The organism is Aequorivita sp. H23M31, assembly GCF_004022485.1.
GTDB classification, from domain to species: Bacteria; Bacteroidota; Bacteroidia; order Flavobacteriales; family Flavobacteriaceae; genus Aequorivita; species Aequorivita ciconiae.
The window spans coordinates 1,914,137-1,937,941 of the sequence record NZ_CP034951.1 but is presented as its reverse complement, the minus strand read 5'-3'; the positions used below and the strand labels follow the sequence as shown (position 1 = coordinate 1,937,941).

23 protein-coding genes and 2 tRNA genes are annotated in these 23,805 nt (G+C 39.5%); 15 read left to right on the top strand and 10 right to left on the bottom strand.

The features are described 5' to 3' along the window. Positions 1-119 precede the first annotated feature (119 nt). From EI546_RS08510 to EI546_RS08480, 7 genes are all read left to right on the top strand, one after another. The gene (locus tag EI546_RS08510) at positions 120-1,346 is read left to right on the top strand and encodes a Glu/Leu/Phe/Val dehydrogenase dimerization domain-containing protein (RefSeq protein WP_128250139.1); all 1,227 of its coding nucleotides are present in this window, start codon (positions 120-122) and stop codon (positions 1,344-1,346) included. 16 nt (positions 1,347-1,362) lie between these two features. Further along, the gene (gene nhaD / locus EI546_RS08505) at positions 1,363-2,742 is read left to right on the top strand and encodes a sodium:proton antiporter NhaD (RefSeq protein ID WP_128250138.1); all 1,380 of its coding nucleotides are present in this window, start codon (positions 1,363-1,365) and stop codon (positions 2,740-2,742) included. A 48-nt stretch (positions 2,743-2,790) separates the two neighbouring features. After that, on the top strand, positions 2,791-3,489 hold the full coding sequence (locus tag EI546_RS08500) for a MotA/TolQ/ExbB proton channel family protein (RefSeq protein WP_128250137.1): 699 nt from the start codon (positions 2,791-2,793) through the stop codon (positions 3,487-3,489). Beyond that, a complete protein-coding gene (locus tag EI546_RS08495; protein WP_128250136.1) occupies positions 3,489-3,881 on the top strand; it encodes an ExbD/TolR family protein in 393 nt (130 codons plus the stop codon). Before EI546_RS08500 ends, EI546_RS08495 begins: the two co-directional genes overlap by 1 nt. A 258-nt stretch (positions 3,882-4,139) precedes the next feature. Further along, positions 4,140-4,919, top strand: a complete 780-nt coding sequence (locus EI546_RS08490) for an energy transducer TonB (protein ID WP_410198306.1) — start codon at positions 4,140-4,142, stop codon at positions 4,917-4,919. A gap of 180 nt (positions 4,920-5,099) precedes the next feature. Next, positions 5,100-5,180, top strand: coding sequence for a T9SS type A sorting domain-containing protein (locus EI546_RS16740; protein WP_128251574.1), 81 nt, complete (start codon positions 5,100-5,102; stop codon positions 5,178-5,180). A 109-nt stretch (positions 5,181-5,289) separates the two neighbouring features. Next, entirely contained in the window at positions 5,290-6,507 is a 1,218-nt protein-coding gene (locus EI546_RS08480; RefSeq protein WP_128251573.1) for a bifunctional folylpolyglutamate synthase/dihydrofolate synthase, read from the top strand. Positions 6,508-6,513: 6 nt separating this feature from the next. On the opposite strand, the gene EI546_RS08475 is transcribed toward EI546_RS08480, so the two are convergent. The 8 genes from EI546_RS08475 to EI546_RS08430 all read right to left on the bottom strand — a co-directional run bounded on the left by EI546_RS08475 (position 6,514) and on the right by EI546_RS08430 (position 9,894). Beyond that, on the bottom strand, positions 6,514-7,713 hold the full coding sequence (locus EI546_RS08475) for a multidrug effflux MFS transporter (protein WP_128250134.1): 1,200 nt from the start codon (positions 7,711-7,713) through the stop codon (positions 6,514-6,516). Between the two features lie 222 nt (positions 7,714-7,935). Next, entirely contained in the window at positions 7,936-8,184 is a 249-nt protein-coding gene (locus tag EI546_RS08470; RefSeq protein WP_128250133.1) for a GIY-YIG nuclease family protein, read from the bottom strand. Between the two features lie 32 nt (positions 8,185-8,216). Beyond that, positions 8,217-8,471 carry a hypothetical protein gene (locus EI546_RS08465; protein ID WP_128250132.1) on the bottom strand — a complete coding sequence of 85 codons (255 nt, stop codon included), beginning with the start codon at positions 8,469-8,471 and terminating at the stop codon, positions 8,217-8,219. Beyond that, a complete protein-coding gene (locus EI546_RS08460) occupies positions 8,455-8,703 on the bottom strand; it encodes a GIY-YIG nuclease family protein (RefSeq protein ID WP_128250131.1) in 249 nt (82 codons plus the stop codon). The genes EI546_RS08465 and EI546_RS08460 overlap by 17 nt, the downstream gene beginning before the upstream one ends. Before the next feature lie 111 nt (positions 8,704-8,814). Beyond that, a complete protein-coding gene (locus EI546_RS08450; RefSeq protein ID WP_128250130.1) occupies positions 8,815-9,063 on the bottom strand; it encodes a GIY-YIG nuclease family protein in 249 nt (82 codons plus the stop codon). A 108-nt stretch (positions 9,064-9,171) separates the two neighbouring features. Further along, complete coding sequence (locus EI546_RS08445; RefSeq protein WP_128250129.1) at positions 9,172-9,420, bottom strand: GIY-YIG nuclease family protein; 249 nt, start codon at positions 9,418-9,420, stop codon at positions 9,172-9,174. A 109-nt stretch (positions 9,421-9,529) separates the two neighbouring features. After that, positions 9,530-9,778, bottom strand: a complete 249-nt coding sequence (locus EI546_RS08435; RefSeq protein ID WP_128250128.1) for a GIY-YIG nuclease family protein — start codon at positions 9,776-9,778, stop codon at positions 9,530-9,532. Between the two features lie 38 nt (positions 9,779-9,816). Continuing rightward, positions 9,817-9,894 (bottom strand) — tRNA-Val (locus EI546_RS08430). Positions 9,895-10,047: 153 nt separating this feature from the next. Here EI546_RS08430 and EI546_RS08425 point away from each other — a divergent pair. Continuing rightward, on the top strand, positions 10,048-11,019 hold the full coding sequence (locus EI546_RS08425) for a YitT family protein (protein ID WP_128250127.1): 972 nt from the start codon (positions 10,048-10,050) through the stop codon (positions 11,017-11,019). A gap of 59 nt (positions 11,020-11,078) precedes the next feature. Continuing rightward, positions 11,079-11,153, top strand: a tRNA-Val gene (locus tag EI546_RS08420). A gap of 51 nt (positions 11,154-11,204) precedes the next feature. Here the strand turns inward: EI546_RS08420 and EI546_RS08415 are convergent. Together EI546_RS08415 and gldJ are read right to left on the bottom strand one after the other, a co-directional pair. Next, positions 11,205-12,485, bottom strand: a complete 1,281-nt coding sequence (locus EI546_RS08415) for a UDP-N-acetylmuramoyl-tripeptide--D-alanyl-D-alanine ligase (protein WP_128250126.1) — start codon at positions 12,483-12,485, stop codon at positions 11,205-11,207. 220 nt (positions 12,486-12,705) lie between these two features. Next, the gene (gene gldJ, locus EI546_RS08410) at positions 12,706-14,382 is read right to left on the bottom strand and encodes a gliding motility lipoprotein GldJ (RefSeq protein ID WP_128251572.1); all 1,677 of its coding nucleotides are present in this window, start codon (positions 14,380-14,382) and stop codon (positions 12,706-12,708) included. A 211-nt stretch (positions 14,383-14,593) separates the two neighbouring features. Here gldJ and porU point away from each other — a divergent pair, with 211 nt between their 5' ends. From porU to EI546_RS08380, 6 genes are all read left to right on the top strand, one after another. Further along, positions 14,594-18,481: a type IX secretion system sortase PorU gene (porU, locus tag EI546_RS08405; RefSeq protein WP_128250125.1), complete on the top strand. Its 3,888-nt coding sequence runs from the start codon at positions 14,594-14,596 to the stop codon at positions 18,479-18,481. Positions 18,482-18,514: 33 nt separating this feature from the next. Then, positions 18,515-19,732 carry a type IX secretion system outer membrane channel protein PorV gene (gene porV / locus EI546_RS08400; protein WP_128250124.1) on the top strand — a complete coding sequence of 406 codons (1,218 nt, stop codon included), beginning with the start codon at positions 18,515-18,517 and terminating at the stop codon, positions 19,730-19,732. Between the two features lie 17 nt (positions 19,733-19,749). Continuing rightward, on the top strand, positions 19,750-20,349 hold the full coding sequence (locus EI546_RS08395; RefSeq protein ID WP_128250123.1) for an outer membrane protein: 600 nt from the start codon (positions 19,750-19,752) through the stop codon (positions 20,347-20,349). Between the two features lie 17 nt (positions 20,350-20,366). Beyond that, positions 20,367-20,852: a cytidine deaminase gene (gene cdd, locus EI546_RS08390; RefSeq protein ID WP_128250122.1), complete on the top strand. Its 486-nt coding sequence runs from the start codon at positions 20,367-20,369 to the stop codon at positions 20,850-20,852. A 224-nt stretch (positions 20,853-21,076) separates the two neighbouring features. Next, positions 21,077-22,075 carry a pyruvate dehydrogenase (acetyl-transferring) E1 component subunit alpha gene (gene pdhA / locus EI546_RS08385; RefSeq protein WP_128250121.1) on the top strand — a complete coding sequence of 333 codons (999 nt, stop codon included), beginning with the start codon at positions 21,077-21,079 and terminating at the stop codon, positions 22,073-22,075. Positions 22,076-22,078: 3 nt separating this feature from the next. Beyond that, on the top strand, positions 22,079-23,800 hold the full coding sequence (locus EI546_RS08380) for a pyruvate dehydrogenase complex dihydrolipoamide acetyltransferase (protein ID WP_128250120.1): 1,722 nt from the start codon (positions 22,079-22,081) through the stop codon (positions 23,798-23,800). Positions 23,801-23,805 lie beyond the last annotated feature (5 nt).

Sequence of the window (23,805 nt, the reverse complement as noted above, 5' to 3'; positions counted from 1 at the left end):
AAATAAAGTCAAACACCTACTAAGTTTTTTATATTTGTCTGGAAAATTTATAGCCTTCGGGCAAGAATTCCCCAATCTTTATTGGTCTTTGCCAACCAGCGATTAACCTGTCTACCTTAATGAAAGATTTACTCAAAAAGTACGAAGAGAAAGAGCCTGAAATAATTTTCCATTGGAACGATCCTGAAACCGAAGCCGAGGGTTGGACTGTTATTAATTCACTTAGAGGCGGAGCAGCCGGCGGTGGAACCCGAATGCGAAAAGGTCTGGATATGAATGAAGTTCTATCACTGGCAAAAACAATGGAGGTAAAATTCACCGTTGCAGGTCCTCCAATTGGCGGCGCAAAAAGCGGAATTAATTTCGATCCTTTCGATCCTCGAAAAAAGGGAGTTTTAGAACGTTGGTTTAAAGCTGTGTCTCCTTTGTTAAAAGCATATTATGGTACGGGTGGCGATATGAACGTTGATCAGAGACTTGAAGTCATTCCCTTTTTGGAACAGAACGGAATCGGACATCCTCAGGAAGGAGTTTTTAACGGTCATTTTAATCCATCCGAAGAAGATAAAATAAATCGTATAAGCCAATTGAGGAATGGTGTTGGCAAAACTGTTGAGAATCCTAAATACTCTCCTGATGTTTCCGGTGGTTATAAAGTAGCCGATATGATTACTGGTTTTGGTGTAGCTGAAGCGGTAAAACACTATTACAATATTTACGGAGGAAGCGTTAAAGGTAAGCGAGCCATCATCCAAGGTTTTGGCAATGTTGGTTCTGCTGCCGCTTATTATCTATCCCAAATGGGAGCTAAAATCGTTGGAATAATTGACCGTGATGGTGGGATTATCAATCAGGATGGTTTTTCTTTCGGAGAAATCAAACAACTTTTTGTGAACAAAGATGGAAACACCTTAGTTGCCGACAACATGATTCCATTTGATGAAATAAATGAGCAAATTTGGAAGCTCAATGCCGAAATTTTTGCACCGTGCGCAGCATCTCGGATTGTTACAAAAGATCAGGTCTCGCAAATGATTGAAAAGGGATTAGAGGTAATTAGCTGCGGTGCCAACGTACCTTTCGCCGATAAGGAAATCTTCTTCGGACCTATAATGGAATATACCGATGAGCACCTTAGCTTAATTCCCGATTTTATTAGTAATTGTGGGATGGCAAGGGTTTTTGCCTATTTAATGGAAGGCAAGGTTGAATTGTCCGACGAAGCGGTTTTTAATGATGCTTCTATGACCATTAAACGTGCAATCCAAAATGTTTTTATTGCCAATAATAGCAAAGCAAATGTCAGCAAAACCGCCTTTGAGATTGCGCTGAAACAATTGATATAATTTAAAATAGGAGCAAATGACATCAATCATTATTATAATTTTTGTAATCGGGTATTTGTCCATTACGTTGGAACATCCGTTAAAGTTGGACAAAACCGTTCCAGCTCTTATTATGGCCTCCCTTATCTGGGCTGTTTTGGCAATTGGTTTTACAAGTGGCTGGTTTGACGTGGTTAACGGTGAAGGACAAACATTTAATTTCCTTTCTGGTGGTGAAGCTGCAATGGATGGTTTTGAAGGAACCTTGCTCCACCATCTCGGAAAAACCTGTGAGATATTGATTTTCCTTATTGGAGCAATGACTATTGTTGAAATAATCGATCTTCATCAAGGATTTGAAGTGCTTAAAAGTGCTGTACACACCAAGAGTAAGCGGAAATTATTATGGATAATAGGTATTATTGCCTTCTTCCTATCAGCGGTTATCGATAACCTTACTGCAACCATTGTTCTCATCACGCTACTTAGAAAACTTGTACATAAAAGAGAAGATAGACTGTGGTATGCCGCTCTTATAGTTATTGCTGCAAATGCTGGTGGGGCTTGGTCTCCTATTGGGGATGTAACGACCACGATGTTATGGATTGCCAAAAAAATTACAGCAGCAGGTCTTATCGAATTTGTAGTTCTTCCATCAATCGTCTCTTTTGCAATTCCGTTTTTAATAGCTAGCTATTTGCCAGTTTTCCGAGGAACAATTGAAACCCCGGCCCTAGAGGAAAGTGAAGATGCTAAACTGTTAAGCAGTAGAACCATGTTGTTTTTAGGGTTGGGAATGATAATTTCCGTTCCTGTATTTAAAGCGCTTACGCATCTACCTCCATATATGGGGATGATGCTTGCACTTGGAGTTGTTTGGCTGGTGTCTGAATATATCCATCCCGAAGAGGATTTTGACAATAAAAAAAGAGCTCTGTATTCTACCCAAAGAGCTTTATCGCGAATTGAAATTTCAAGTATCCTGTTTTTCTTGGGAATTTTGATGGCTGTTGCGGGATTGGAGGCTTTGGTGTATGGAACAATCAATGGCGAGCAGGTAGGAACCCTTCGTTATATGGCAGAAGTGTTGCAGGGAGCTATTCCAAATCAGGATATAGTAATTCTTCTCTTAGGAGTGCTTTCCGCCATAATTGATAACGTTCCATTGGTGGCCGCTTCTATGGGAATGTACGATTTGCCAATCGATTCTGTGTTATGGCACTTTATTGCTTATGCTGCGGGAACTGGTGGAAGTATGCTTATAATAGGCTCGGCTGCCGGTGTTGCGGCGATGGGTATGGAGCGGATCGATTTTATTTGGTATCTCAAAAAGATAAGTTGGTTGGCTTTTATCGGCTTTATTACTGGAGCGGGTGTTTTTCTGCTTTTTGAAAGAGTTTTATTTCATCACACCTAACAATTTCCGGTACCTATTCTCGTTATCCACTAAAACCAAAACATATTTATGCTAAACTTCTTAATTCAGGAAGGTGCTGAGGTAGCACAAAACCTTGAACCCGTTGCCGAAGAAAAAACACTTTCCATTATGGATCTTCTTATGACTGGAGGTATTGCCGGTCAAATAATAATCGGAGTTCTTTTTATATTATTGGGCGTTACTTTATATATTTATTTTGAAAGGCTTTTTGCCATAAAGGCTGCGAGTAAGATGGATGTTAATTTTATGAAACAGATCCATGACCACGTTGCTAAAGGAAATATTCAAGGTGCCAAATTACTTTGCGCCCAAAATAATACCCCTGTTTCACATTTAACTGAAAAAGGATTGTCCCGAATTGGCAGTCCGCTGGAGGATATTAACACCGCCATCGAGAATGCAGGACGTTTGGAGGTTTATAATTTGGAAAAAAACGTGAGTGTACTCGCCACGATCGCTGGGGCCGCACCGATGATTGGTTTCTTGGGAACTGTAATTGGTATGGTATTGGCATTCCATGAGCTTGCAACAAGTAGTGGTCAAGCCGAAATGGGTGGTCTAGCCGAAGGTATTTACACAGCAATGACAACTACCGTCGCGGGATTGATTGTTGGTATTATCGCTTATATGGGTTATAACCATTTAGTGGTGCGCACAGATAAAGTAGTGCACCAAATGGAAGCTACAGCGGTTGATTTTCTAGACATGTTAAACGAGCCTAGTTAATGAATTTAAGAGGACGAAATAAAATTAGTGCCGAGTTCAGCATGAGTTCCATGACGGATATTGTGTTCTTGTTATTGGTGTTTTTCTTGCTTACTTCTCCCGCAATAACTCCAAATGCGTTGGATTTAATTCTTCCAAAGGCATCGGGGAAAACTTCGAACGTACAAAAAGCCTCGGTAAGTATAACAAAAGATCGAGCGTTTTACGTAGATAATGAACGGGTGAGCGAATATAGCATTGAAAAGGAGCTACAGAAGATTTTGGCAGGTCAAAATGAGCCTACCATAATTCTTAGGGCAGAAGAAGGTGTGCCGATTGAAGATGCTGTCTTTGTTATGGATATCGCCAATAAGAACAAATATAAAGTAGTGCTGGCCGTACGACCGAAATAATTGGTCAGTAGTCAGTGGTCGGTAATCAGTATTCAGTATATAGTAAATCCGAAGTCATAGTCTGAAGATAGTGAAGAGAATAAGTTTTCAAATTTTTCAACAAATAATATTTTATTATTCCGCCTAAAAATTAATCTTTTAACCTCTTAGTCTCAAACATCAAACATCAAACAAAGTTATAACCTGTAACCTCAAACCCTCTAATCTTTAACAAACCCCGCCTTGAGCCTTTTAGATACAAAACATAAACGAAAAAGCATGATCATCACCGTTACGGTGCAGGTGATTATTTTGATTTTGTTATTTTTTGTGGGGATGAGATATCTCGATCCGCCTATTGAGCAAGGGATTGCTGTTAATTTCGGCACTTCCGATGTGGGGAGCGGGACTATACAGCCAACTGAAAAAATAGTATCCGCACCTAAAAAGACAACCGCGGAGCCCGTTTCACAACCTAAAAGTGAAATTAAGGAAGAAGTTGTAACTCAGGATAATGAGGAAGCTCCCGTTATAAAGAAAGAGAAACCCAAAAAGGAACAAACTGAAACTCCGAAAGAGCAACCGAAAAAGGAAGAGAAAAAACCAGATCCAAAACCTGATAAATCTACTTCTGATGCACTTTCAAGTATTCTAAATGGTCCAAAAAGTGACGGCACAGCCAAAGGTGGGGAGGGAAATGATGGAAAGCCAGGTGATAAGGGAGATCCTGATGGCGACCCCAATGCCAGCGCTTATTACGGCACCGGAAAGGGATTGGATGGAGATGGTAATTATCAGCTTGGAGGGAGAAAAGCACTTAATAAAGAAAAGTTTGTCCAGGATTGTAATGAAGCTGGGACAGTAGTGGTAAGTATTGAAGTGGATCGAAATGGAAATGTAATCAGCGCTACTCCTGGAGTTAGGGGAACTACCAACAATTCTAAGTGTCTTACAGATCCTGCAAGACGTGCCGCCATGGCAACAAAGTTTAATGCGGACGATAAAGCTCCGGCGAAACAGATTGGGAAAATCATCTATAGATTTAGTCTTTCGGAATAATCCCATCTCCTTAAGTTAGGTTTCCTTTAATTCTACCTATAATTTTCAGTATCTTTCAGCATCAAAATGCTTAGGGTTATGATTCGTGCATGCGTATTTGTTCTAATTATTTTCTGTTTTTTCGGATGCAAGGATTCTCCTAAGAATGGGAAATGACATTTCAGAAAAACCGATTTCTGAATTTCCTTCCAATCAGGAGTATATTACGTAAAGATTTCCGAAGGCAATAAACAAACAACAAAGAAACTAATTGTAAAATAGTTTAATTTAATATCATGTTCAGTTGAAATTGTATCTCGGATGAACATTGAATATTAAGCTGAATATTGAACATTGAACATTTCCCAATTAACTCTTAAACTTGAATACCATCAATTATTCCAAAACTATTTCCTGGCTGTTTGACCAACTTCCAATGTACCAAAGAGTAGGTCAATCTGCCTATAAGGCTGATCTAGCGGCAACCATTAATTTGGCGAAATATTTAAATAATCCCGAGCGAGACTTTAAAAGCATCCACGTTGCCGGAACGAATGGAAAAGGTAGCACAAGTCATATGCTGGCTTCAGTTTTTCAGGAGGCAGGATATAAAACGGGACTTTATACTTCGCCGCATCTAAAAGATTTTCGAGAGCGAATTAAGATAAATGGTGAAATGATTCCAGAGCAAAATGTTACTGAATTCGTTGAAAAACATAAATCTTACCTTGAAAGTAATCAATTATCTTTTTTTGAGATGACGGTAGGTCTGGCTTTTGAATATTTCAAAGAAGAAAAGGTTGACATCGCAATTCTTGAAACTGGAATGGGAGGTAGGTTGGATAGTACAAATATTGTTATTCCCGAAGTTTCGGTGATAACTAATATCGGATTGGACCATACTCAGTTTTTAGGAAAAACCCTGGACCTAATTGCCGCTGAAAAGAGTGGCATTATTAAAACTGGAATTCCTGTGATTATCGGAGAAACTCTTCCTGAGACAAAATCTGTTTTTGAAAGGATGGCTTCAGAAAGGAATGCACCTCTTGTTTTTACTGAAGACCTGAATATTCCAAATTACACTTCAGATTTAAAAGGTATCTATCAAGAGAAGAATATTAGAACTGTTTTGTCTACTTTAATAGAACTTCAGAAAAAAGGATGGAAGATTTCAGAAGAAAATATTAGAGCAGGATTGTTGAACACTGTCAAAAATACCGGATTAAAGGGTCGTTGGCAGGTTTTGAACAATAAGCCCAAAGTAATATGCGACACTGCCCATAACGAAGATGGATTGCAGATGGTAATGAAGCAACTAAGAAATGAAAACTATGATCGTTTGCATATTGTTTTAGGGGTGGTAAATGATAAGGATCTGAATTCCATCCTACCATTATTTCCAAAAGACGCTATTTATTATTTTTGCCGACCACGAGTTCCCAGAGGTTTTGATGCATCACTTCTAAGAGTTAGAGCGTTGGAATTTGGTTTGATGGGTGAAGAATATATTTCGGTAAGTAAAGCCTATGAAGCTGCTTTGGCTGATGCTGCAGACCAAGATGTGGTTTACATTGGTGGAAGTACCTTCGTAGTTGCTGAGGTAGTATGAAAGAGTTTATTCGGTAACCAGAGTTATATTTCTTTTGCTACCAAAAATTAAAATCCCGAGTCCTATACTTGCACAAAGTAACATCATAAGAGTCATAGGAAGTGGTGTTTCATTGCTCCATAAGGATACCAAGGCGGTCATTACAGCACCGATTCCCAATTGGAGAGCGCCCATTAAAGCAGAGGCTGTTCCAGCACTTTTTTCGAAAGGGGCAAGCGCAAGAGCCGAAGTATTGGGAAATGCAAACCCTTGGGTACTCAAAAACAAAAATGCCAAAACAATTGTAGAATACAGTTCGAGTAAATTAAATAGTGCGGCAAGGAAAAAGATAATTCCGATTAACACCTGAAACAATAGCGCGACTTTTACGATTTGTTCACTTCGAAATCTTCTTAATAATAAAGTGTTCAATTGACTTGCGGTAATCAATCCCATTGCAATTATACCGAAGATCCAGCCATACTGTTTTTCGGAAACTTCGTAAAGTTCCATAAAAATATGTGGCGAACCGGCTATATAAACGTATAATCCACTTGCTGCAAATGATCCGGCAAAAGTATAAGTGTAAAACTGTGGAGTTTTGAAAACCTTCCAAAACTTACTTGTAATTGACTTAGGCTTTAGGGATAATTCTAAATCTGGAGGCGCTCCTGCGGGAAGTAGAAAAAAGACCAAGATAAAGTTTAGAAATGCCAATATGGAGAGAATAATAAAAATGGAATGCCATCCCCAATGTGCAGTGGCATATCCTCCCAATGTTGGAGCTACAATAGGGGAGACCGCTATTACCAGCATCAAAAGACTGAACACTTTAGCATTTTCCGAAACTGGAAAAATATCCCTGACCAAGGCTCTTGCAGCAACCATCCCCGCACATCCACCCAAGGCCTGAATAAATCGTACCACAATAAGAGATTCAACAGATGTTGCGAATACTATAAAAATAGAGGCAGCCAGATAAATCAGCAGACCAGTATAAAGGGGAATTTTACGTCCAAATCTATCCATTAACGGGCCATAAATAAGCTGACCAATACTTACTCCAATAAAATAACTGGATAACGATAGCGCCACGCTACTTGTAGTAGTCTGCAGATCGCGCGCAATTTCTGGAAAGCCAGGAAGGTAAAGATCTATGGAAAAAGGTCCCAACGCCGATAGCAATCCGAGAGAAAAAACAATGGTAAAACGACTTTGGTTTTTCATAGATTCCAGCAAAAGTACAAATGACCTGGCTAGTTGATTTAGGTGTTAACATAGTTTTGGTAGGAGAGGAAGGGAATTCTCGTTCCGCTTGATTTTCGGGCAATAAAATGTAGAGATAGTACATAATAAAAAAAACCGAAGCAGAAACTTCGGTTTTTTTAAAAGTGGTGGGCGATGAGTGCCTGTCCCGAACTTGCTTCGGGACGCTCTGGACCAGTTGAGCTAATCGCGTGAGGCAATTAATTTCTCGATCAATTTCCGGCTCTTCCATTTTTTTATCTGTTGTTCCCGCGCAAGCGCTTCAGATCTAGTTCGGAAATTTTCGGAATATCTGATTTCCCAGTCCTTTGCTTTTGCCGTAAAACCTTTATGGTTCCAAAGATGTTCCTTAAGGCGCACGGAGATATCTTCCGTTGAACCGATGTAGTAACGATCAAGATGTTCGGAATATAAAATATAGAGATAATACATAATAAAAAAACGGAAGCAGAAACTTCGGTTTTTTAAAAGTGGTGGGCGATGAGTGCCTGTCCCGAACTTGCTTCGGGAGGTTCGACTTGTCCCGAACTTGCTTCGGGAACTTGTCCCGAACTTGCTTCGGGAACCTGTCCCGAACTTGCTTCGGGAACCTGTCCCGAACTTGCTTCGGGAACCTGTCCCGAACTTGCTTCGGGAACCTGTCCCGAACTTGCTTCGGGAACCTGTCCCGAACTTGCTTCGGGATGCTCTGGACCAGTTGAGCTAATCGCGTGAGGCAATTAATTTCTCGATCAATTTCCGGCTCTTCCATTTTTTTATCTGTTGTTCCCGCGCAAGCGCTTCAGATCTAGTTAGAAAATTTTCGGAATATCTGATTTCCCAGTCCTTTGCTCTTGCCGTAAAACCTTTATGGTTCCAAAGATGTTCCTTAAGACGCACGGAGATATCTTCCGTTGAACCGGTGTAGTAACGATCAAGATGTTCGGAATATAAAATGTAGATATAGTACATAATAAAAAAAAACCGAAGCAGAAACTTCGGTTTTTAAAAAGTGGTGGGCGATGAGGGGTTCGAACCCCCGACCCTCCCGAAGCAAGTTCGGGATGCTCTGGACCAGTTGAGCTAATCGCGTGAGGCAATTAATTTCTCGATCAATTTCCGGCTCTTCCATTTTTTTATCTGTTGTTCCCGCGCAAGCGCTTCAGATCTAGTTAGAAAATTTTCGGAATATCTGATTTCCCAGTCCTTTGCTCTTGCCGTAAAACCTTCATGGTTCCAAAGATGTTCCTTAAGACGCACGGAGATATCTTCCGTTGAACCGATGTAGTAACGATCAAGATGTTCGGAATATAAAATATAGAGATAATACATAATAAAAAAACCGAAGCAGAAACTTCGGTTTTTAAAGGTGGTGGGCGATGAGGGGTTCGAACCCCCGACCCTCCCGAAGCAAGTTCGGGATGCTCTGGACCAGTTGAGCTAATGGCGTGAGGCAATTAATTTCTCGATCAATTTCCGGCTCTTCCATTTTTTTATCTGTTGTTCCCGCGCAAGCGCTTCAGATCTAGTTAGAAAATTTTCGGAATATCTGATTTCCCAGTCCTTTGCTCTTGCCGTAAAACCTTCATGGTTCCAAAGATGTTCCTTAAGACGCACGGAGATATCTTCCGTTGAACCGATGTAGTAACGATCAAGATGTTCGGAATATAAAATATAGAGATAATACATAATAAAAAAACCGAAGCAGAAACTTCGGTTTTTTAAAAGTGGTGGGCGATGAGGGGTTCGAACCCCCGACCCTCCCGAAGCAAGTTCGGGATGCTCTGGACCAGTTGAGCTAATCGCGTGAGGCAATTAATTTCTCGATCAATTTCCGGCTCTTCCATTTTTTTATCTGTTGTTCCCGCGCAAGCGCTTCAGATCTAGTTAGAAAATTTTCGGAATATCTGATTTCCCAGTCCTTTGCTTTTGCCGTAAAACCTTTATGGTTCCAAAGATGTTCCTTAAGGCGCACGGAGATATCTTCCGTTGAACCGATGTAGTAACGATCAAGATGTTCGGAATATAAAATATAGAGATAATACATAATAAAAAAACCGAAGCAGAAACTTCGGTTTTTAAAGGTGGTGGGCGATGAGGGGTTCGAACCCCCGACCCCCTCGGTGTAAACGAGGTGCTCTGAACCAGCTGAGCTAATCGCCCTTTGTGTTAGCGGATGCAAATATAACTTAGTTTTTAATTTCACCAAACATTTATTTGATTTAATTCTGAAAATTTAAAATTTTCTCAAACAGGGGCAATTCTGAAAATAGCTTAACTGCTTTCCCTAAATTTGTAGAATAAGCCATTTTACTGATGTTTGAAAATATAAAAAGAAATCTATTAAGTTATTTTGGAATCAATAGGAATGATCGATCTTATAAGGAGGCTTTTGTAAGAAGCGTTAAAAACTGGGAACTTGAAATTGCCCATGAGCTTTCCGACTTTGTCTATCTCTTGCTAGGTGTACTTTCTGCATCATTTGGGCTACGGGGATTTTTAATGCCAAGTTCCTTTATTGATGGGGGTGTAACAGGTATTTCGTTGATGATGAATACTTTGACGAATATTTCCTTGTCCTTTTTCCTAGTTATCATAAACCTTCCTTTTATAATTTTGGCTTTTTTTTCTATAGGGAAACGATTTGCAATAAAAAGCGTAATCAGTATTGTGCTGTTATCCTTGGCTGTAGCTTACATTCCATTTCCGCAAATAACTGATGATAAAATCTTGATTGCTGCCTTTGGAGGTTTGTTTTTGGGATTGGGGATCGGTCTTGCTATTAGGGGTGGTGCGATCCTAGATGGAACAGAAGTTCTCGCAATCTACATAAGCAGGAACACAGTAATGACAGTGGGAAATATTATCCTTATTTTTAATATCGTTATCTTCCTTACCGCCGCATATTTCCTATCTACCGAAGTGGCGCTTTATGCGATTATGACCTATTTTTCCGCCTCTAAAACGGTCGACTTTATTATTGATGGTATAGAGGAATTTATGGGAGTTACCATTATTTCCGTAAATAGTGAGGAGATTCGTGCCGCCATTGTAGATAGAATGGGACGTGGTTGTACTCTTTTTAAAGCTGAAAATGGTTTTATAAAGGAAGGGGAGTCAAGGCGACCGATGGATGTGGTTTACACAGTTATTACTCGTTTGGAAATGAGCAAGCTAAAATCGGAAGTTAATAAAATAGATAAGCAGGCATTTATGATAATGACTTCCGTTAAAGATGCCAAGGGAGGAATGATTAAAAAGAAACCCATCAAAAAATTCGAGAAATAACTTATTGGCGAAGCCTTGTTTTGACTCTGGGAATTCGTATTTTCGTGCCTGAAATTAATGGGCCATTAACTCAGTTGGTTTAGAGTGTCACGTCGACAACGTGGAAGTCGTTGGTTCGAATCCAACATGGCCCACTACTATTTGTTAAGCTAGTAATTCTCTGTGATTTATTTCTGCAAATTTCCTTATAAAACCTCCAAAATCCTCTCTAATGCCATTCCTCTGGAAGCTTTTATTAATATAAATGAAAAGGATGGGGTGTGGGTTTGAATCTCATTTTTTAAGTCATCAAACGTCCTGAATTTCTTTATGTGGGAGGCTTCAACCTTGGTTTTAAAGAAATTTTCCCCAACGAGTAGAACTTTCCCGAAAATATTCTCGGAAAGGAAATCCACAATATTTTGGTGTTCTGCCAGAGCATCTGATCCAAGCTCAAACATATCGCCTAGAAATAATATTTTATTGTTTCCCTCTGCTTGCCTGAAATTTTTGAGAGCTGCCATCATGCTGCTTGGATTCGCATTATAGGCATCCATAAGAATCGTATTGGTGTCCTGCTTAATAAGTTGAGACCGATTATTTGTTGGGATATAACTTTCTATTCCTTCCTTAATCTTTTCTGGAGAAACTCCAAAATATGCCCCAATGGCAATCGCAGCAGACAGATTCATAAAATTGTATGCTCCTACCAAGTTGCTTTGAATGTTTAAACCTCTGTAATTCAGCAATAGGTTACTGTGCGAATCAAGAAGATCAATATTAAAATCACTCTCGGGTGTGCCAAATGTAACTCGCTTATTTTCTTTGGAACTTTCTAATTGTTTTGGATCATTGGCATTTACGAATGCTATTTTGTTCTGCTGCTGAAGAAATACATAGAGTTCCGATTTTCCTTTTATCACACCTTCAAGGCTTCCAAAACCCTCGAGATGCGCCTTCCCGAAATTGGTGATATATCCAAAATCAGGTTGGGTAATGTTGCTTAACATTTCAATTTCTCCCAAATGATTGGCGCCCATTTCAACGATTCCAAATTCGGTATCTACTGGAATAGAAAGTAGTGTCAGGGGCACTCCAATATGATTGTTTAGATTTCCCTTTGTAGCTACAGTTTGGAACTTTTGGGAAAGTACGGCATTTATCAGTTCCTTGGTTGTTGTTTTGCCGTTGCTGCCGGTTAGAGCAATTATTTTTGTTTTTAATTGCATCCGGTGATATTGAGCCAGCTCCTGTAGAGCAAGAAGCGTGTTGTTCACAAGAAATGTTTCGCCAGTATTTTTATGAAATTCTTCTTGGTCCACCACTACCATCCTCGCACCAGTATCCAATGCTTCTTGCGCAAATAGGTTGCCATTGAAGTTTTCCCCTGCAAGTGCGAAGAATATGCAGTTTTCTTGAATGTGGCGGGTGTCGGTGCACACTCCACTGCTTTGTAGAAAATGACGGTAAAGAGTTTCAATATCCATTAAATTCAATTGTTTGCTTACTAAATTATTTATTTTAAGAATCTGCGTGTAATTTTTATAGACAATTCCATTAAGTAATTATAATTCATGGGTCTTTTTTGTTCTCGTGAACATCCCTCCTCTGTCATCTATCACCTAGCATCCGTCATCCGTCTAAACTATACAAAAAACCCTCCGCAATTAGTTTTACGGAGGGTTGATGTATAGCTTTTATAAAAAATTAATTTCTTGGACGTTTTCCTTTTTGATTTTTAGATCCAACTCGGCTCATCGCACAACGGAATCCGATGTAATCAGTGGCCATATCCTGAGGGAAATAACGTCGTTGTGCCGGATCTAACCAGTAATCACGATCTCTCCACGATCCTCCTTTATAAACTCGAACTTCATTATCAATAAGAGTTGTACGGCTTGAGGATTTATCATATTGCTTATCTAGGTTTCCTGTACTATCAGCGTAAACCTTTGGAAGCGGTGAATTGTACATTCTTTCACTAGGTTCGGCAATCTCATCAGAGTCATCTCCACCGAATGATTGGAAATAACGGGTTGAAGGTTTATCTCCATCCCTATAATCGCGGTTATCACTCTTAGAGAAGTTTGTTCGAAGATAAGTTTCTTCTTCACCAATGGGAACCTGTAAAATTGCTCCTGGCAAATTACGCGCTACGATTCTACCATTACTAAGTGTATCGAAAATTATAGAATCCTTTGTGACAACCTTCACCTTACCATTCTCATCAATTGCATTTTTGGTGTAAACATTACCCCGATAATAATTGAAATCATTGTAATCGTCGTCAACAATGGGACGGTACACATCGGCTACCCATTCCGCCACATTTCCTGCCATATCATAAAGACCGTAATCATTCGGTGCGTACGACTTTACTTTTGCTGTAATATCGGCACCATCATCACTCCATCCGGCAATTCCACCATAATCTCCGGCGCCTTGTTTAAAGTTTGCCATTTGATCGCCACGTGTTTTTCTGTTTCCAGAACGAGTATATTGGCCTTCCCAAGGATATTTTTTCTTTCCTCGATAAATATTGTAGTTACGAAGTCCGCTCATTCCTAGAGCAGCATATTCCCATTCTGCTTCAGTAGGCAAACGGTATGCCGGAAGAATAAGTCCCGATTCTCTATTCACATAAAGATTGGTACTGTCCTTGCTTCTTTTGGCAATTTGTTCAGATTTTTTTCCACCTCGAGTGATGGAGTCATTTCCTCCATAAGTAAATTTTGGAGCATTAAGATAGGTTTCAGTATTAAAAGATTCCCCCGGTTTAACATCGTATTTCGCATTTCTTGCGGTAATTCCCTCTTTTTCAAGTAGCATTTCGTTAACCCTATCTGTTCGCCAATTGGCAAATTCAACAGCTTGAATCCAACTTACCCCTACAACTGGATATTCCGCATAAGCCGGATGACGCAAATAGTTATTTGTCATTACTTCGTTATAGCCCAAACGATTTCTCCAAACCAAAGTATCTGGAACTGCCCCATCATAAATTCTTCGATAGTTTTCATCACTTGGAGGAAACACCTTCTTCAACCAATCTAAGTATTCTAGATACATAAGGTTGGTAACTTCCGTTTCATCCATATAGAAGGATTGAACGTGTTGCTGCGTAGGGGTGTTGTTCCAGTCGTGCATGGGATCGTCTTGAACTCTTCCCATAGTAAAGGTTCCACCTTCAACAAAGACTAATCCAGGACCCGTTTCTTGTTCTTTCGCCATGGGGTCATATTGAAATCCACCTTCCTTGGCATTCATTTTCCATCCGGTTGCCCGAGAGCTATTTTTATAATCTCTAGTCTTGTTGCAACCTACGAAAAGTGAGGCAGTAACAACCGTAATAAATAGCTTTAAAGCTATATTTCTTGGTAACATCATAGATTCAAAGTATGATAAAATTGGGTTTGCAATATAGTAATTAACGATAAATTCACAATAATATTTTATTATTATTGCAAAGGGGCATTTTGGTCGATTTCTGGAATGCAAACGTATTGGTTTTAATTTTATTATCCTAATGTACTTTTGATGTTTCCTTTGAACTATACCTCATACTAAGTGTATATTTGAAGCGTTAAAGTTACTGATGAGAAAAATATTAATCCATTTGCTTTTCTTGGTCTTGCCAATTGTGGTAGGAGCACAGTCTAAAACAATTACCATTAACTGGGGAGATTCCAGCGCAAGGGAATCCAATAACTATCAGCCGAATTCTGGGGCCAATTCTGGTGCGGTAGAAGAAGATGTATTGGAGCTGGACCTGGATTATGGTGCGCCCAATTATACTACACAATGGGTGGATTCTAATTTTGCCGATAAAAACTCTGTTCGTGTATCAAACGTAAAGTACGGTCCACTTTCCACTGCCGAGTTAAATAGAATTAATAAGGAGCTTGTGACGAATAAGTTATCTTACAGTATTGCAACTACGAAGGCACGGGATATTCTCTATACTATTTTTTCCATTTCTCCTATTATACGGGTGAATGGTTCTTATCAAAAAGTGATGTCTTTTTCGGTAGATTATAATTATGGAGCGCAAAGACGAAATGCGCCACCTTCACGAACCAATTCGGTACTTGCTTCTGGGAAGTGGTTTAAGTTTAAAGTGGAAAAGTCAGGGATACATAAAATTGATAAGTCATTCCTAAAGAGTTTGGGAATGAATACCGACGAAATTAATCCTCGAAATCTTAAGATTTACGGAAATGGCGGACAGACCCTGCCACTACTTAATTCGAGAAATACGATTTTTGATCTTCCGGAAAACTCCATCCAAGTAATTGGGGAAGAGGATGGAAGATTTGATTCCAACGACTATATTTTATTCTACGGTACCAGTACGGAAGGATATGTGCTGGATAACGACTCAAATTTGAATCCTTATGCCGATGAATCCTTTTATTATGTTACTGTTGTGGGCGGCCCAGGCAAAAGAGTTATAGATATGGTTGAACCTTCTGGCTCTGCCGATCATGTTATCTCTAGGTTTGATGATTATCAATTTCATGAAAAGGATGAAGAGAGCCCTACAAAAATGGGTCGTACGTGGTATGGAAACCGATTTGATATAAATAGGGAACAACATTACGAGTTTTCTTTTCCAAATATAATTTCAGAAGAACCCATACGGATGAAACTAAAAGTAGCCGCCGCTTCGGAAAGTGCTACTTCTATGACGGTTTCCGCCAATGGAACTAGTTTAGATCCAATAAACTTTACCGCCCTATCCAGATATGTACTATTGAGCACAAAGGAATCGGTAAACAATATTTTGGCAAGTGGAGAAACTGTTAAGGTAGATTTGGTCTATAACAATTCGGGGAATCCTTCCAGTGTTGGATATCTGGATTATTTAAGTGTGGAGGCTGTGCGGCAATTGAAAGGTGTAAGTGGACAACTACCGTTCAGGTATAAAAATGCAGGAACTTTAACTGGAATAGGCGAATACCAAATCAGTAATGCTGCTCAATTTTCACAGGTGTGGGATGTGACCGATCCTTATTTCATCACTGCCAAGCAAAATGTTGAAAATGGAACCTCTATTTCGTTTAAACAAAATATGGGTACGGTTCGGGAATATGTAGCTGTAAATCCAAATGATTATTATACTCCAGTAAAAATCAGGAATTCAGTAGTTGCCAACCAGGATTTAAAGGGAAGTATTTTTAGAGATGAGTCCGGAAATTTTAAGGATGTAGATTATATTATTATAACTGCGCCCTTTTTAATTCAGCCAGCTTTAAGGCTTGCCTCCTTTCACCGTAGTTTGCAAGGATTGAATGTAAAAGTGGTTACCACCGATAAGATATATGAAGAATTCAGTTCGGGCAAACAGGATATTGCCGCTATTCGGAATTTTATACGCTATGTGTACTATAATGCTTCCGATCCTTCTAAGCGAATAAAGTACATCGGAATAATGGGCGATACCTCTGTTGATTACAAGAATAGATTGCCCAATAATAATAATATCGTTCCTACTTTTCATAGAGTGGATGGTACGAGCGAAACCGCTTCCTATATGTCCGACGATTTTTATGGAAGTATGGATGATTTGGGAGGTTCCATTGGGGGCAATTCTTATAATGAAAATGGAGTTAGGGTTGATGACACGGACAAGCTCGATATTGCCATGGGAAGGATGATTGTGGATAATGTCTCTCTGGCAAATGCCATGGTCGATAAAATAATCCATTATGCCTCAAAAGCATCTTATGGAAACTGGAGAACAAATTTCGTGCTCGTTTCAGATGATGTTGACAAGCCAAGTGAGAAAAGTTTACAAAAAAGTCTTGATGGCCTGGGAGATCTTATTTCAGAAAAGAAGCCTTTTATAAATGTAAAAAAGATACATACTGATTCTTATCAACAACAAACTTCCGCCGGAGGGAATCGTTATCCAGATGTGAATGAAGCGATTAAAAATGCCGTGGATGTAGGTTCCATAGTTATGAATTATTTCGGCCATGGTGGGGAAGATGGATTGGCCCACGAAGCTATATATACTAAGGAGATGGCGATGGATTTTAAAAACATGGACAATCTTCCCTGTTTTGTTACCGTTACCTGCGAGTTTACAAAATTTGATAATCCACTTCGAATTACAGCAGGAGAATTGACTTATCAAAATAAAGAGGGTGGAGCTATATCACTTGTAACCACTACACGTGCGGTTTTTATAAATGTGGGTATTCGGTTTAACGAAAAACTGGCGAGACCCATGTTTGGATTTGATATGGAAGTTCCAGAGGTCCCTGCAGAAGCTTTAAGGATAGCAAAGAACGAAATGACTGATATAAACCGTCGCGTAATTTTCTTTATTGGTGATCCCGCCATGCCTTTGGCATTTCCAAAAAAGGATATCCGCATTACTAAACTTAATGGACAGCCAGTCAGTCAATCCACCGATGTGTTGAAAGCCCTTAGTAAAGTTAAATTTGAAGGAGAAGTCCTAAATGAGGCGGGACAAGTAATGACAGATTATAATGGTGTTCTTGAAACCAAAGTGTACGACAAAAATATTATGCGTCAAACATTGGGGAATGATGGTTCTAGAAATGATCCACCACCAAATGGGGATGGCCAATTAATTATTATGGACTTCATCACTTTGGGAGAAAGTCTTTTTAATGGAAAAGCGAGCGTAAAAAATGGACGGTTTAACTTTGAGTTCGTCGTTCCCAGAGATATCCAAATACCCGTTGGAAAAGGTAGGGTAAGCTTATATGCCAAAAGAGATAACCAATTGGAAGATCAAACAGGGGTGAATTTGGATATTGATGTTGGTGGGCTTAATGAGAACGCTCCTGTAGATAATGAAGGTCCTACAATAAGACTATTTATGAACGATGAAAGTTTTATTTCTGGAGGAATAACCAATGATAGTCCGATATTCATTGCAAAACTTGAAGATGAAAATGGTATTAATACCACTAGTGGTATTGGTCACGATATAATCGCAATTCTGGATGGAGATGAATCTAATCCCTTTGTCTTGAATGAATTTTATCAAACCAATGTAGACGATTTCACGAAAGGTTCTACTCAATATAATTTTCGAGACCTTGAGGATGGTTTGCACACAATAAAGCTCAAAGCATGGGATGTTTATAACAATTCCTCAACTGCCGAAATACAGTTTATCGTGGCAGGCGATGATAAATTGGAGATTACCAGAGTGCTAAATTATCCCAATCCATTTGTGAATTATACCGAATTCTGGTTTAACCACAACCGCCCTTTCGAGCCTTTGGATGTACAAGTGCAGGTTTTTACGGTGGCAGGAAAAATAGTATGGACAAAAAACCAGACCATTAATACAGACGGGTTTTTATCCCGGGATATAGTTTGGGACGGCCGTGACGATTTTGGTGATCGTATTGGAAAAGGTGTGTACGTTTATAAGATAACGGTTAAATCCACGTTAACCAATCAGCGAGTTGAAAAATTTGAGAAACTTGTTATCCTTTAATAATATAAATTATATTTGCCAAAATAAAAAAATATGAAGAAAGTAATTATACCAATTTTGTTAGGTTTGGTAGCCTTCAAGGCTAGCGCACAGGAAACGGTAATCGTTCCAAATGCTAATGATTCTAGAGTAATCACTACAGGCGTACCTTTCGTTCTCATAGCTGCTGATCCACGTGCTGCCGGTATGGGAGATATTGGAGTAACCACTTCTGCAGATGCTTTTTCACAACAGTGGAACCCTGCAAAATATGCGTTTATAATATCCAAGCAAGGTGTGGGTGTTACTTATACTCCATATTTGAGCAAATTGGTTAATGATATTTTCCTCGGAAACCTTACTTACTTTAACAGACTGAACGAAAGAAGTGCTGTTGCCGCAAGTTTCCGGTATTTTAAATTAGGTGAAATCGAACTTAGAGAAACTGCAGATCAAATCCCGTTGATCCAGAGTCCAAATGAAATGACCTTTGACGTTTCGTATGCGCTGAGACTTAGCGAGCGATTTTCCATGGCAGTAGCCGGTAGATATTTACGATCCGATTTAAAAATACAGACCCAAGTTGAGGACGCCCACGCTGCTAGTACTTTTGCGGTGGATATTGCCGGGTACTATCAGAGTGAGGAAATTCCTTATAACGACTTTGACGGCCGTTGGAGAATGGGTTTCAATATTTCGAATATTGGTCCTACCTTGAAATATGACGAAGTTGGACAGGAAAACTTTATTCCTACCAACCTAGCTTTAGGGGGTGGGTTCGATTTTATTCTTGATGAATACAACAAAATTGGTATTTCGGCTGAGGTTAACAAACTTTTGGTTCCAACCCCTCCAATCCTTGGTAGCGAATATCCCGTAGGACCCGATGGAGAAGCGGACACCAGTCAGCCTCCTTTAAGCACGAATGTAATTTACAAAGGGAAGGATAATAACGTAAGCTTTGTAAAGGGGATGTTCCAATCCTTTGGAGATGCTCCCGGCGGATTTAGTGAGGAAATAAAGGAGTTTACCTGGGCTTTAGGAGCGGAATATTGGTACCAGGATGTATTCGCTTTTAGAGGAGGATACTTTAATGAAAGTGATATAAAAGGAGGTAGAAAATTTGCTTCTTTTGGTGCAGGATTTAGATATACTGCAATCAATATCGATATTTCCTACCTCTTCGGAATGGGTAAAGTAGTTACCCCTTTGGACGGAACACTGCGTTTTGGACTGACTTTCAATTTTGGCGATTCGTATGACGAATACTAGGGGATTAAAGTTGAAATATGATTAGTTTTAAAAAGATTTTAATTGCGTCATTATTATTAGTGGCGCAATTTTCATTTTCACAGGATTCGAAATTTAGTATTGACGCCAATTTTCCCATCTCTATGGGGGATAATTTTTTTGGAGATTATAACGGAATTGTTGATGTGGGTATGAAATATAGAATTAAGGAAATTTCAAATATTAACCTCGGAATTTCTGTAAATGGAAGCTATTTTAAAAAGAAAGCGGAAAGATATATGCCCGAATATCCCGGACATTTCCAAGATCCGTACGATGCTACAGAATTCAATAACTTCAATATTTTACCCAGAGTATTTGCAGAAATGAAAATAGCGAGTTTGCCAAAATTCCGGCCATTTTTGGGAGTGGGATATAGCTTTTTAATGTTCAACAATTCCTCAAGTGGTTATATGTCGGGCAATTCAATTTCATTAAATGGGTTGAATGCAAATGGAGGCGTGTATTACCTTTTAACAGAAATTATCTTTGCGCAAATTCAGTATGATTATATCAAGTTATTTGATGAATTCGAATATGCGCCATCAAAAGACACAAACATTTCCATGATCAAATTTGGTTTGGGAATAATGTTGTAATCACTTTACTCATTTTTATGTCAAAAAAGCAACAAGTTGAAATCCAGTTCGAGGTTTTTGAAAATCTCGTGGAGCTTCCCGCCCAAATTCAAGAACTAATGAATAGTGCGAAAGAAGCTCGTGAACATGCCTATGCGCCATATTCCCAATTCCAAGTAGGTGCGGCCATTTTGCTGGATTCTGGAGAAATCACTATTGGAAGCAATCAAGAAAATGCTGCTTATCCTTCAGGGCTTTGTGCAGAACGTGTCGCCATTTTTCATTGTGGAGCCGTTTTTCCAAACAACAAAATACAAGCGATGGCTATTACTGCCCGTTCCCATAATCATGAGCTAAAGGAACCTATTGGATCCTGTGGTGCCTGCAGACAATCCATGGCGGAATATGAACAAAAACAAAGCAAGCCCATTGCCGTTTACTTTATGGGCGAAACTGGTAAAATCGTAAAAGTTAGTTCCGTCGCCGACTTACTGCCATTCGGTTTTGATTCAAAATATCTTTAGGTTATAATTATTCAATATTCAATATTCAATTCCCCATAACTTCAAATACTTCGAATCTTTAAATTTCCAAATTTTCATATCTCGGGAGAAATGTTGATTGTTCTAAATCTGATTTTACTTCTTAAGAGGAAATTGTAATTCCCTATTTGTCTTTTCAGCGTAGAAAGTGGTACTTTTGTTATCCGTTTAATAAATTTCCCCACGGGAAACCTTATAGTCAATAAATGAAGAAAATAACAAAAAAAACGTACCTAGATTGGTATGAGAACATGCTCTTTTGGCGCAAGTTTGAAGATAAATTGGCGCAAGTATATATCAATCAAAAAGTACGGGGTTTTCTGCACCTATATAATGGACAGGAAGCCGTCCTAGCTGGGGCTCTTCATGCCATGGATCTTACCAAAGATCGAATGATAACTGCTTATAGAAACCATGTTCAACCCATTGGAATGGGTGTAGATCCAAAGAAAGTAATGGCCGAGCTTTATGGAAAAGCGACTGGAACTTCACAGGGTCTAGGAGGGTCAATGCATATTTTTTCCAAAGAACATCGTTTTTACGGTGGCCACGGTATTGTGGGTGGACAAATTCCCTTAGGTGCAGGATTAGCTTTTGCCGATAAATATTTTGAGCGCGATGCCGTAACCCTTACTTATATGGGTGATGGCGCGGTGAGGCAGGGAGCACTTCACGAGACATTCAACCTTGCAATGCTTTGGAAATTGCCCGTTGTATTCTGTTGCGAGAATAATGGATACGCCATGGGAACTTCAGTTGCCCGAACTGCAAACCATACAGACATCTGGAAATTGGGACTAGGTTATGAAATGCCGTGCAAACCTGTGGATGCAATGAAACCTGAAGTTGTTGCCAAAGAAATGGACGAAGCAATACAACGTGCGCGTCGAGGGGATGGACCTACTTTTTTAGAGTTAAGAACTTACAGATATCGCGGACATTCAATGAGTGATGCCCAACATTATAGAACTAAGGAAGAAGTTGCCAAAAAGCAGGAAGAGGATCCAATTACTTATGTACTACATCAGATATACGAAAATAAATGGGCGACAGAAAAAGAGATCGCGGCAATAGATAAAAAAGTGAAGAAAATGGTTTCTGAGTGTGAGAAATTTGCGGAAGAATCTCCTTATCCGGAAAAGAACGTAATGTATGATTCAGTATATGAGCAGGAGGATTATCCGTTTATAAAAAATAAAATTTAAACTATGGCAGAAGTAATAAATATGCCGCGCTTGAGCGACACCATGGAAGAGGGAACAGTAGCTACCTGGCTTAAAAAGGTAGGTGATACTGTAGAAGAAGGCGATATACTTGCCGAAATTGAAACCGATAAGGCCACAATGGAATTTGAGTCATTCTATGAAGGCACGCTGCTTTATATTGGACTTAAGGAAGGTGAAACCGCAAAAGTGGATTCTCTTTTGGCCATCATAGGTGAAAAGGATGAAGATATTTCGGATTTGGTAAAGGGATCGGGTGATGAAAAATCAACTTCCGATACTAAAAAGGAAAACAGTAAGGAGAAAGAAAAGGAAGATGATTCCGAATCTGAAAATGAAGAAGAAAAGAGTTCTTCTGATGATAAGGATAAGGATAAAAGCTCCGATGATTCTGAAGAAAAATCTGATGATGATCTGCCCGAAGGTGTTGAGATAATCACAATGCCAAGATTGAGCGATACCATGACCGAAGGAACTGTTGCCACATGGCTCAAAAAAGAAGGAGATAAAGTAGAGGAAGGGGATATTCTGGCCGAGATTGAAACCGATAAGGCTACAATGGAATTCGAATCCTTTTATGCCGGAACGTTATTAAAAATAGCCATTGGAGAAGGGGATTCCGCTCCCGTTGATTCCGTTTTGGCAATTATAGGTCCAGAAGGAACTGATGTTTCTGGAATTACTGGAAGTTCAAAGAAAGAGAAAACTTCAGAAAAATCTAAGGAGAAGGAAAAGGAAGAAAAAAAGGATAGTAAGGAAGAAGACAAGGAAGTTGTAGAGAAAAAATCTGAAAAAATAGAGTCCAAACCTGCTAAGAAGGAAGAATCCCAGAATAAAACTGAAACTTCCCAAGCCTCGAGCGACCGCAGAATATTCGCTTCTCCCTTGGCTAAAAAACTGGCCGAAGAGAAAGGCATAGATCTCCGTTTGGTACAGGGAAGTGCTGAAAATGGTAGAATTGTAAAGGCAGATATTGAAAACTATCAGCCCGCGGCGACGGCTCAAGGATATGTTCCGGTGGGTACCGAAAGTTTTGAGGAGGTGAAAAACTCGCAGATGCGCAAAACCATTGCGAAGCGCCTGGCCGAATCAAAATTTACGGCTCCTGAATATTACCTTACAGTGGAACTAGATATGGACCACGCAATCGCATCTCGCGAAGCGATCAATTCCAATCCGGATGTCAAGATTTCATTTAACGATATGGTTATTAAAGCGTGTGCAATGGCACTTCGGAAACATCCACAGGTAAATAGTCAGTGGACCCCCGAAGTTACCAAAATCGCAAACCACATTCATATTGGAGTGGCCGTTGCTGTAGATGAAGGATTGTTGGTTCCCGTTTTAAAGTTTGCCGATCAGATGAGTTTTTCCCAAATTGGAGCGCAAGTAAAAGAACTTGCTGGAAAAGCGCGAAACAAGAAGATTAAACCAGAAGAAATGGAAGGAAGCACCTTCACGGTTTCAAACCTTGGGATGTTTGGGATTACCGAATTTACTTCTATTATAAATCAGCCCAACTCAGCGATTCTTTCTGTGGGAGCGATTGTTCAAAAACCAGTGGTTAAAAATGGACAGATAGCAGTTGGCAACACGATGAAAGTGACTCTTGCCTGCGATCACCGAACAGTGGACGGAGCAACCGGAGCGAAATTCTTGCAAACATTGCGACAATATATTGAGAATCCTGTGACTATGTTTGTGTAAACATC

Bases quoted from the DNA above. Each gene is read 5' to 3' on its own strand.
- EI546_RS08510 (WP_128250139.1), top strand. From the start codon at position 120: ATGAAAGATTTACTCAAAAAGTACGAAGAGAAAGAGCCTGAAATAATT.
- nhaD (WP_128250138.1), top strand. From the start codon at position 1,363: ATGACATCAATCATTATTATAATTTTTGTAATCGGGTATTTGTCCATT.
- EI546_RS08500 (WP_128250137.1), top strand. From the start codon at position 2,791: ATGCTAAACTTCTTAATTCAGGAAGGTGCTGAGGTAGCACAAAACCTT.
- EI546_RS08495 (WP_128250136.1), top strand. From the start codon at position 3,489: ATGAATTTAAGAGGACGAAATAAAATTAGTGCCGAGTTCAGCATGAGT.
- EI546_RS08490 (WP_410198306.1), top strand. From the start codon at position 4,140: ATGATCATCACCGTTACGGTGCAGGTGATTATTTTGATTTTGTTATTT.
- EI546_RS08475 (WP_128250134.1), bottom strand. From the start codon at position 7,713: ATGAAAAACCAAAGTCGTTTTACCATTGTTTTTTCTCTCGGATTGCTA.
- EI546_RS08470 (WP_128250133.1), bottom strand. From the start codon at position 8,184: ATGTATTATCTCTATATTTTATATTCCGAACATCTTGATCGTTACTAC.
- EI546_RS08460 (WP_128250131.1), bottom strand. From the start codon at position 8,703: ATGTACTATATCTACATTTTATATTCCGAACATCTTGATCGTTACTAC.
- EI546_RS08450 (WP_128250130.1), bottom strand. From the start codon at position 9,063: ATGTATTATCTCTATATTTTATATTCCGAACATCTTGATCGTTACTAC.
- EI546_RS08445 (WP_128250129.1), bottom strand. From the start codon at position 9,420: ATGTATTATCTCTATATTTTATATTCCGAACATCTTGATCGTTACTAC.
- EI546_RS08435 (WP_128250128.1), bottom strand. From the start codon at position 9,778: ATGTATTATCTCTATATTTTATATTCCGAACATCTTGATCGTTACTAC.
- EI546_RS08425 (WP_128250127.1), top strand. From the start codon at position 10,048: ATGTTTGAAAATATAAAAAGAAATCTATTAAGTTATTTTGGAATCAAT.
- EI546_RS08415 (WP_128250126.1), bottom strand. From the start codon at position 12,485: ATGGATATTGAAACTCTTTACCGTCATTTTCTACAAAGCAGTGGAGTG.
- gldJ (WP_128251572.1), bottom strand. From the start codon at position 14,382: ATGTTACCAAGAAATATAGCTTTAAAGCTATTTATTACGGTTGTTACT.
- porU (WP_128250125.1), top strand. From the start codon at position 14,594: ATGAGAAAAATATTAATCCATTTGCTTTTCTTGGTCTTGCCAATTGTG.
- porV (WP_128250124.1), top strand. From the start codon at position 18,515: ATGAAGAAAGTAATTATACCAATTTTGTTAGGTTTGGTAGCCTTCAAG.
- EI546_RS08395 (WP_128250123.1), top strand. From the start codon at position 19,750: ATGATTAGTTTTAAAAAGATTTTAATTGCGTCATTATTATTAGTGGCG.
- cdd (WP_128250122.1), top strand. From the start codon at position 20,367: ATGTCAAAAAAGCAACAAGTTGAAATCCAGTTCGAGGTTTTTGAAAAT.
- pdhA (WP_128250121.1), top strand. From the start codon at position 21,077: ATGAAGAAAATAACAAAAAAAACGTACCTAGATTGGTATGAGAACATG.
- EI546_RS08380 (WP_128250120.1), top strand. From the start codon at position 22,079: ATGGCAGAAGTAATAAATATGCCGCGCTTGAGCGACACCATGGAAGAG.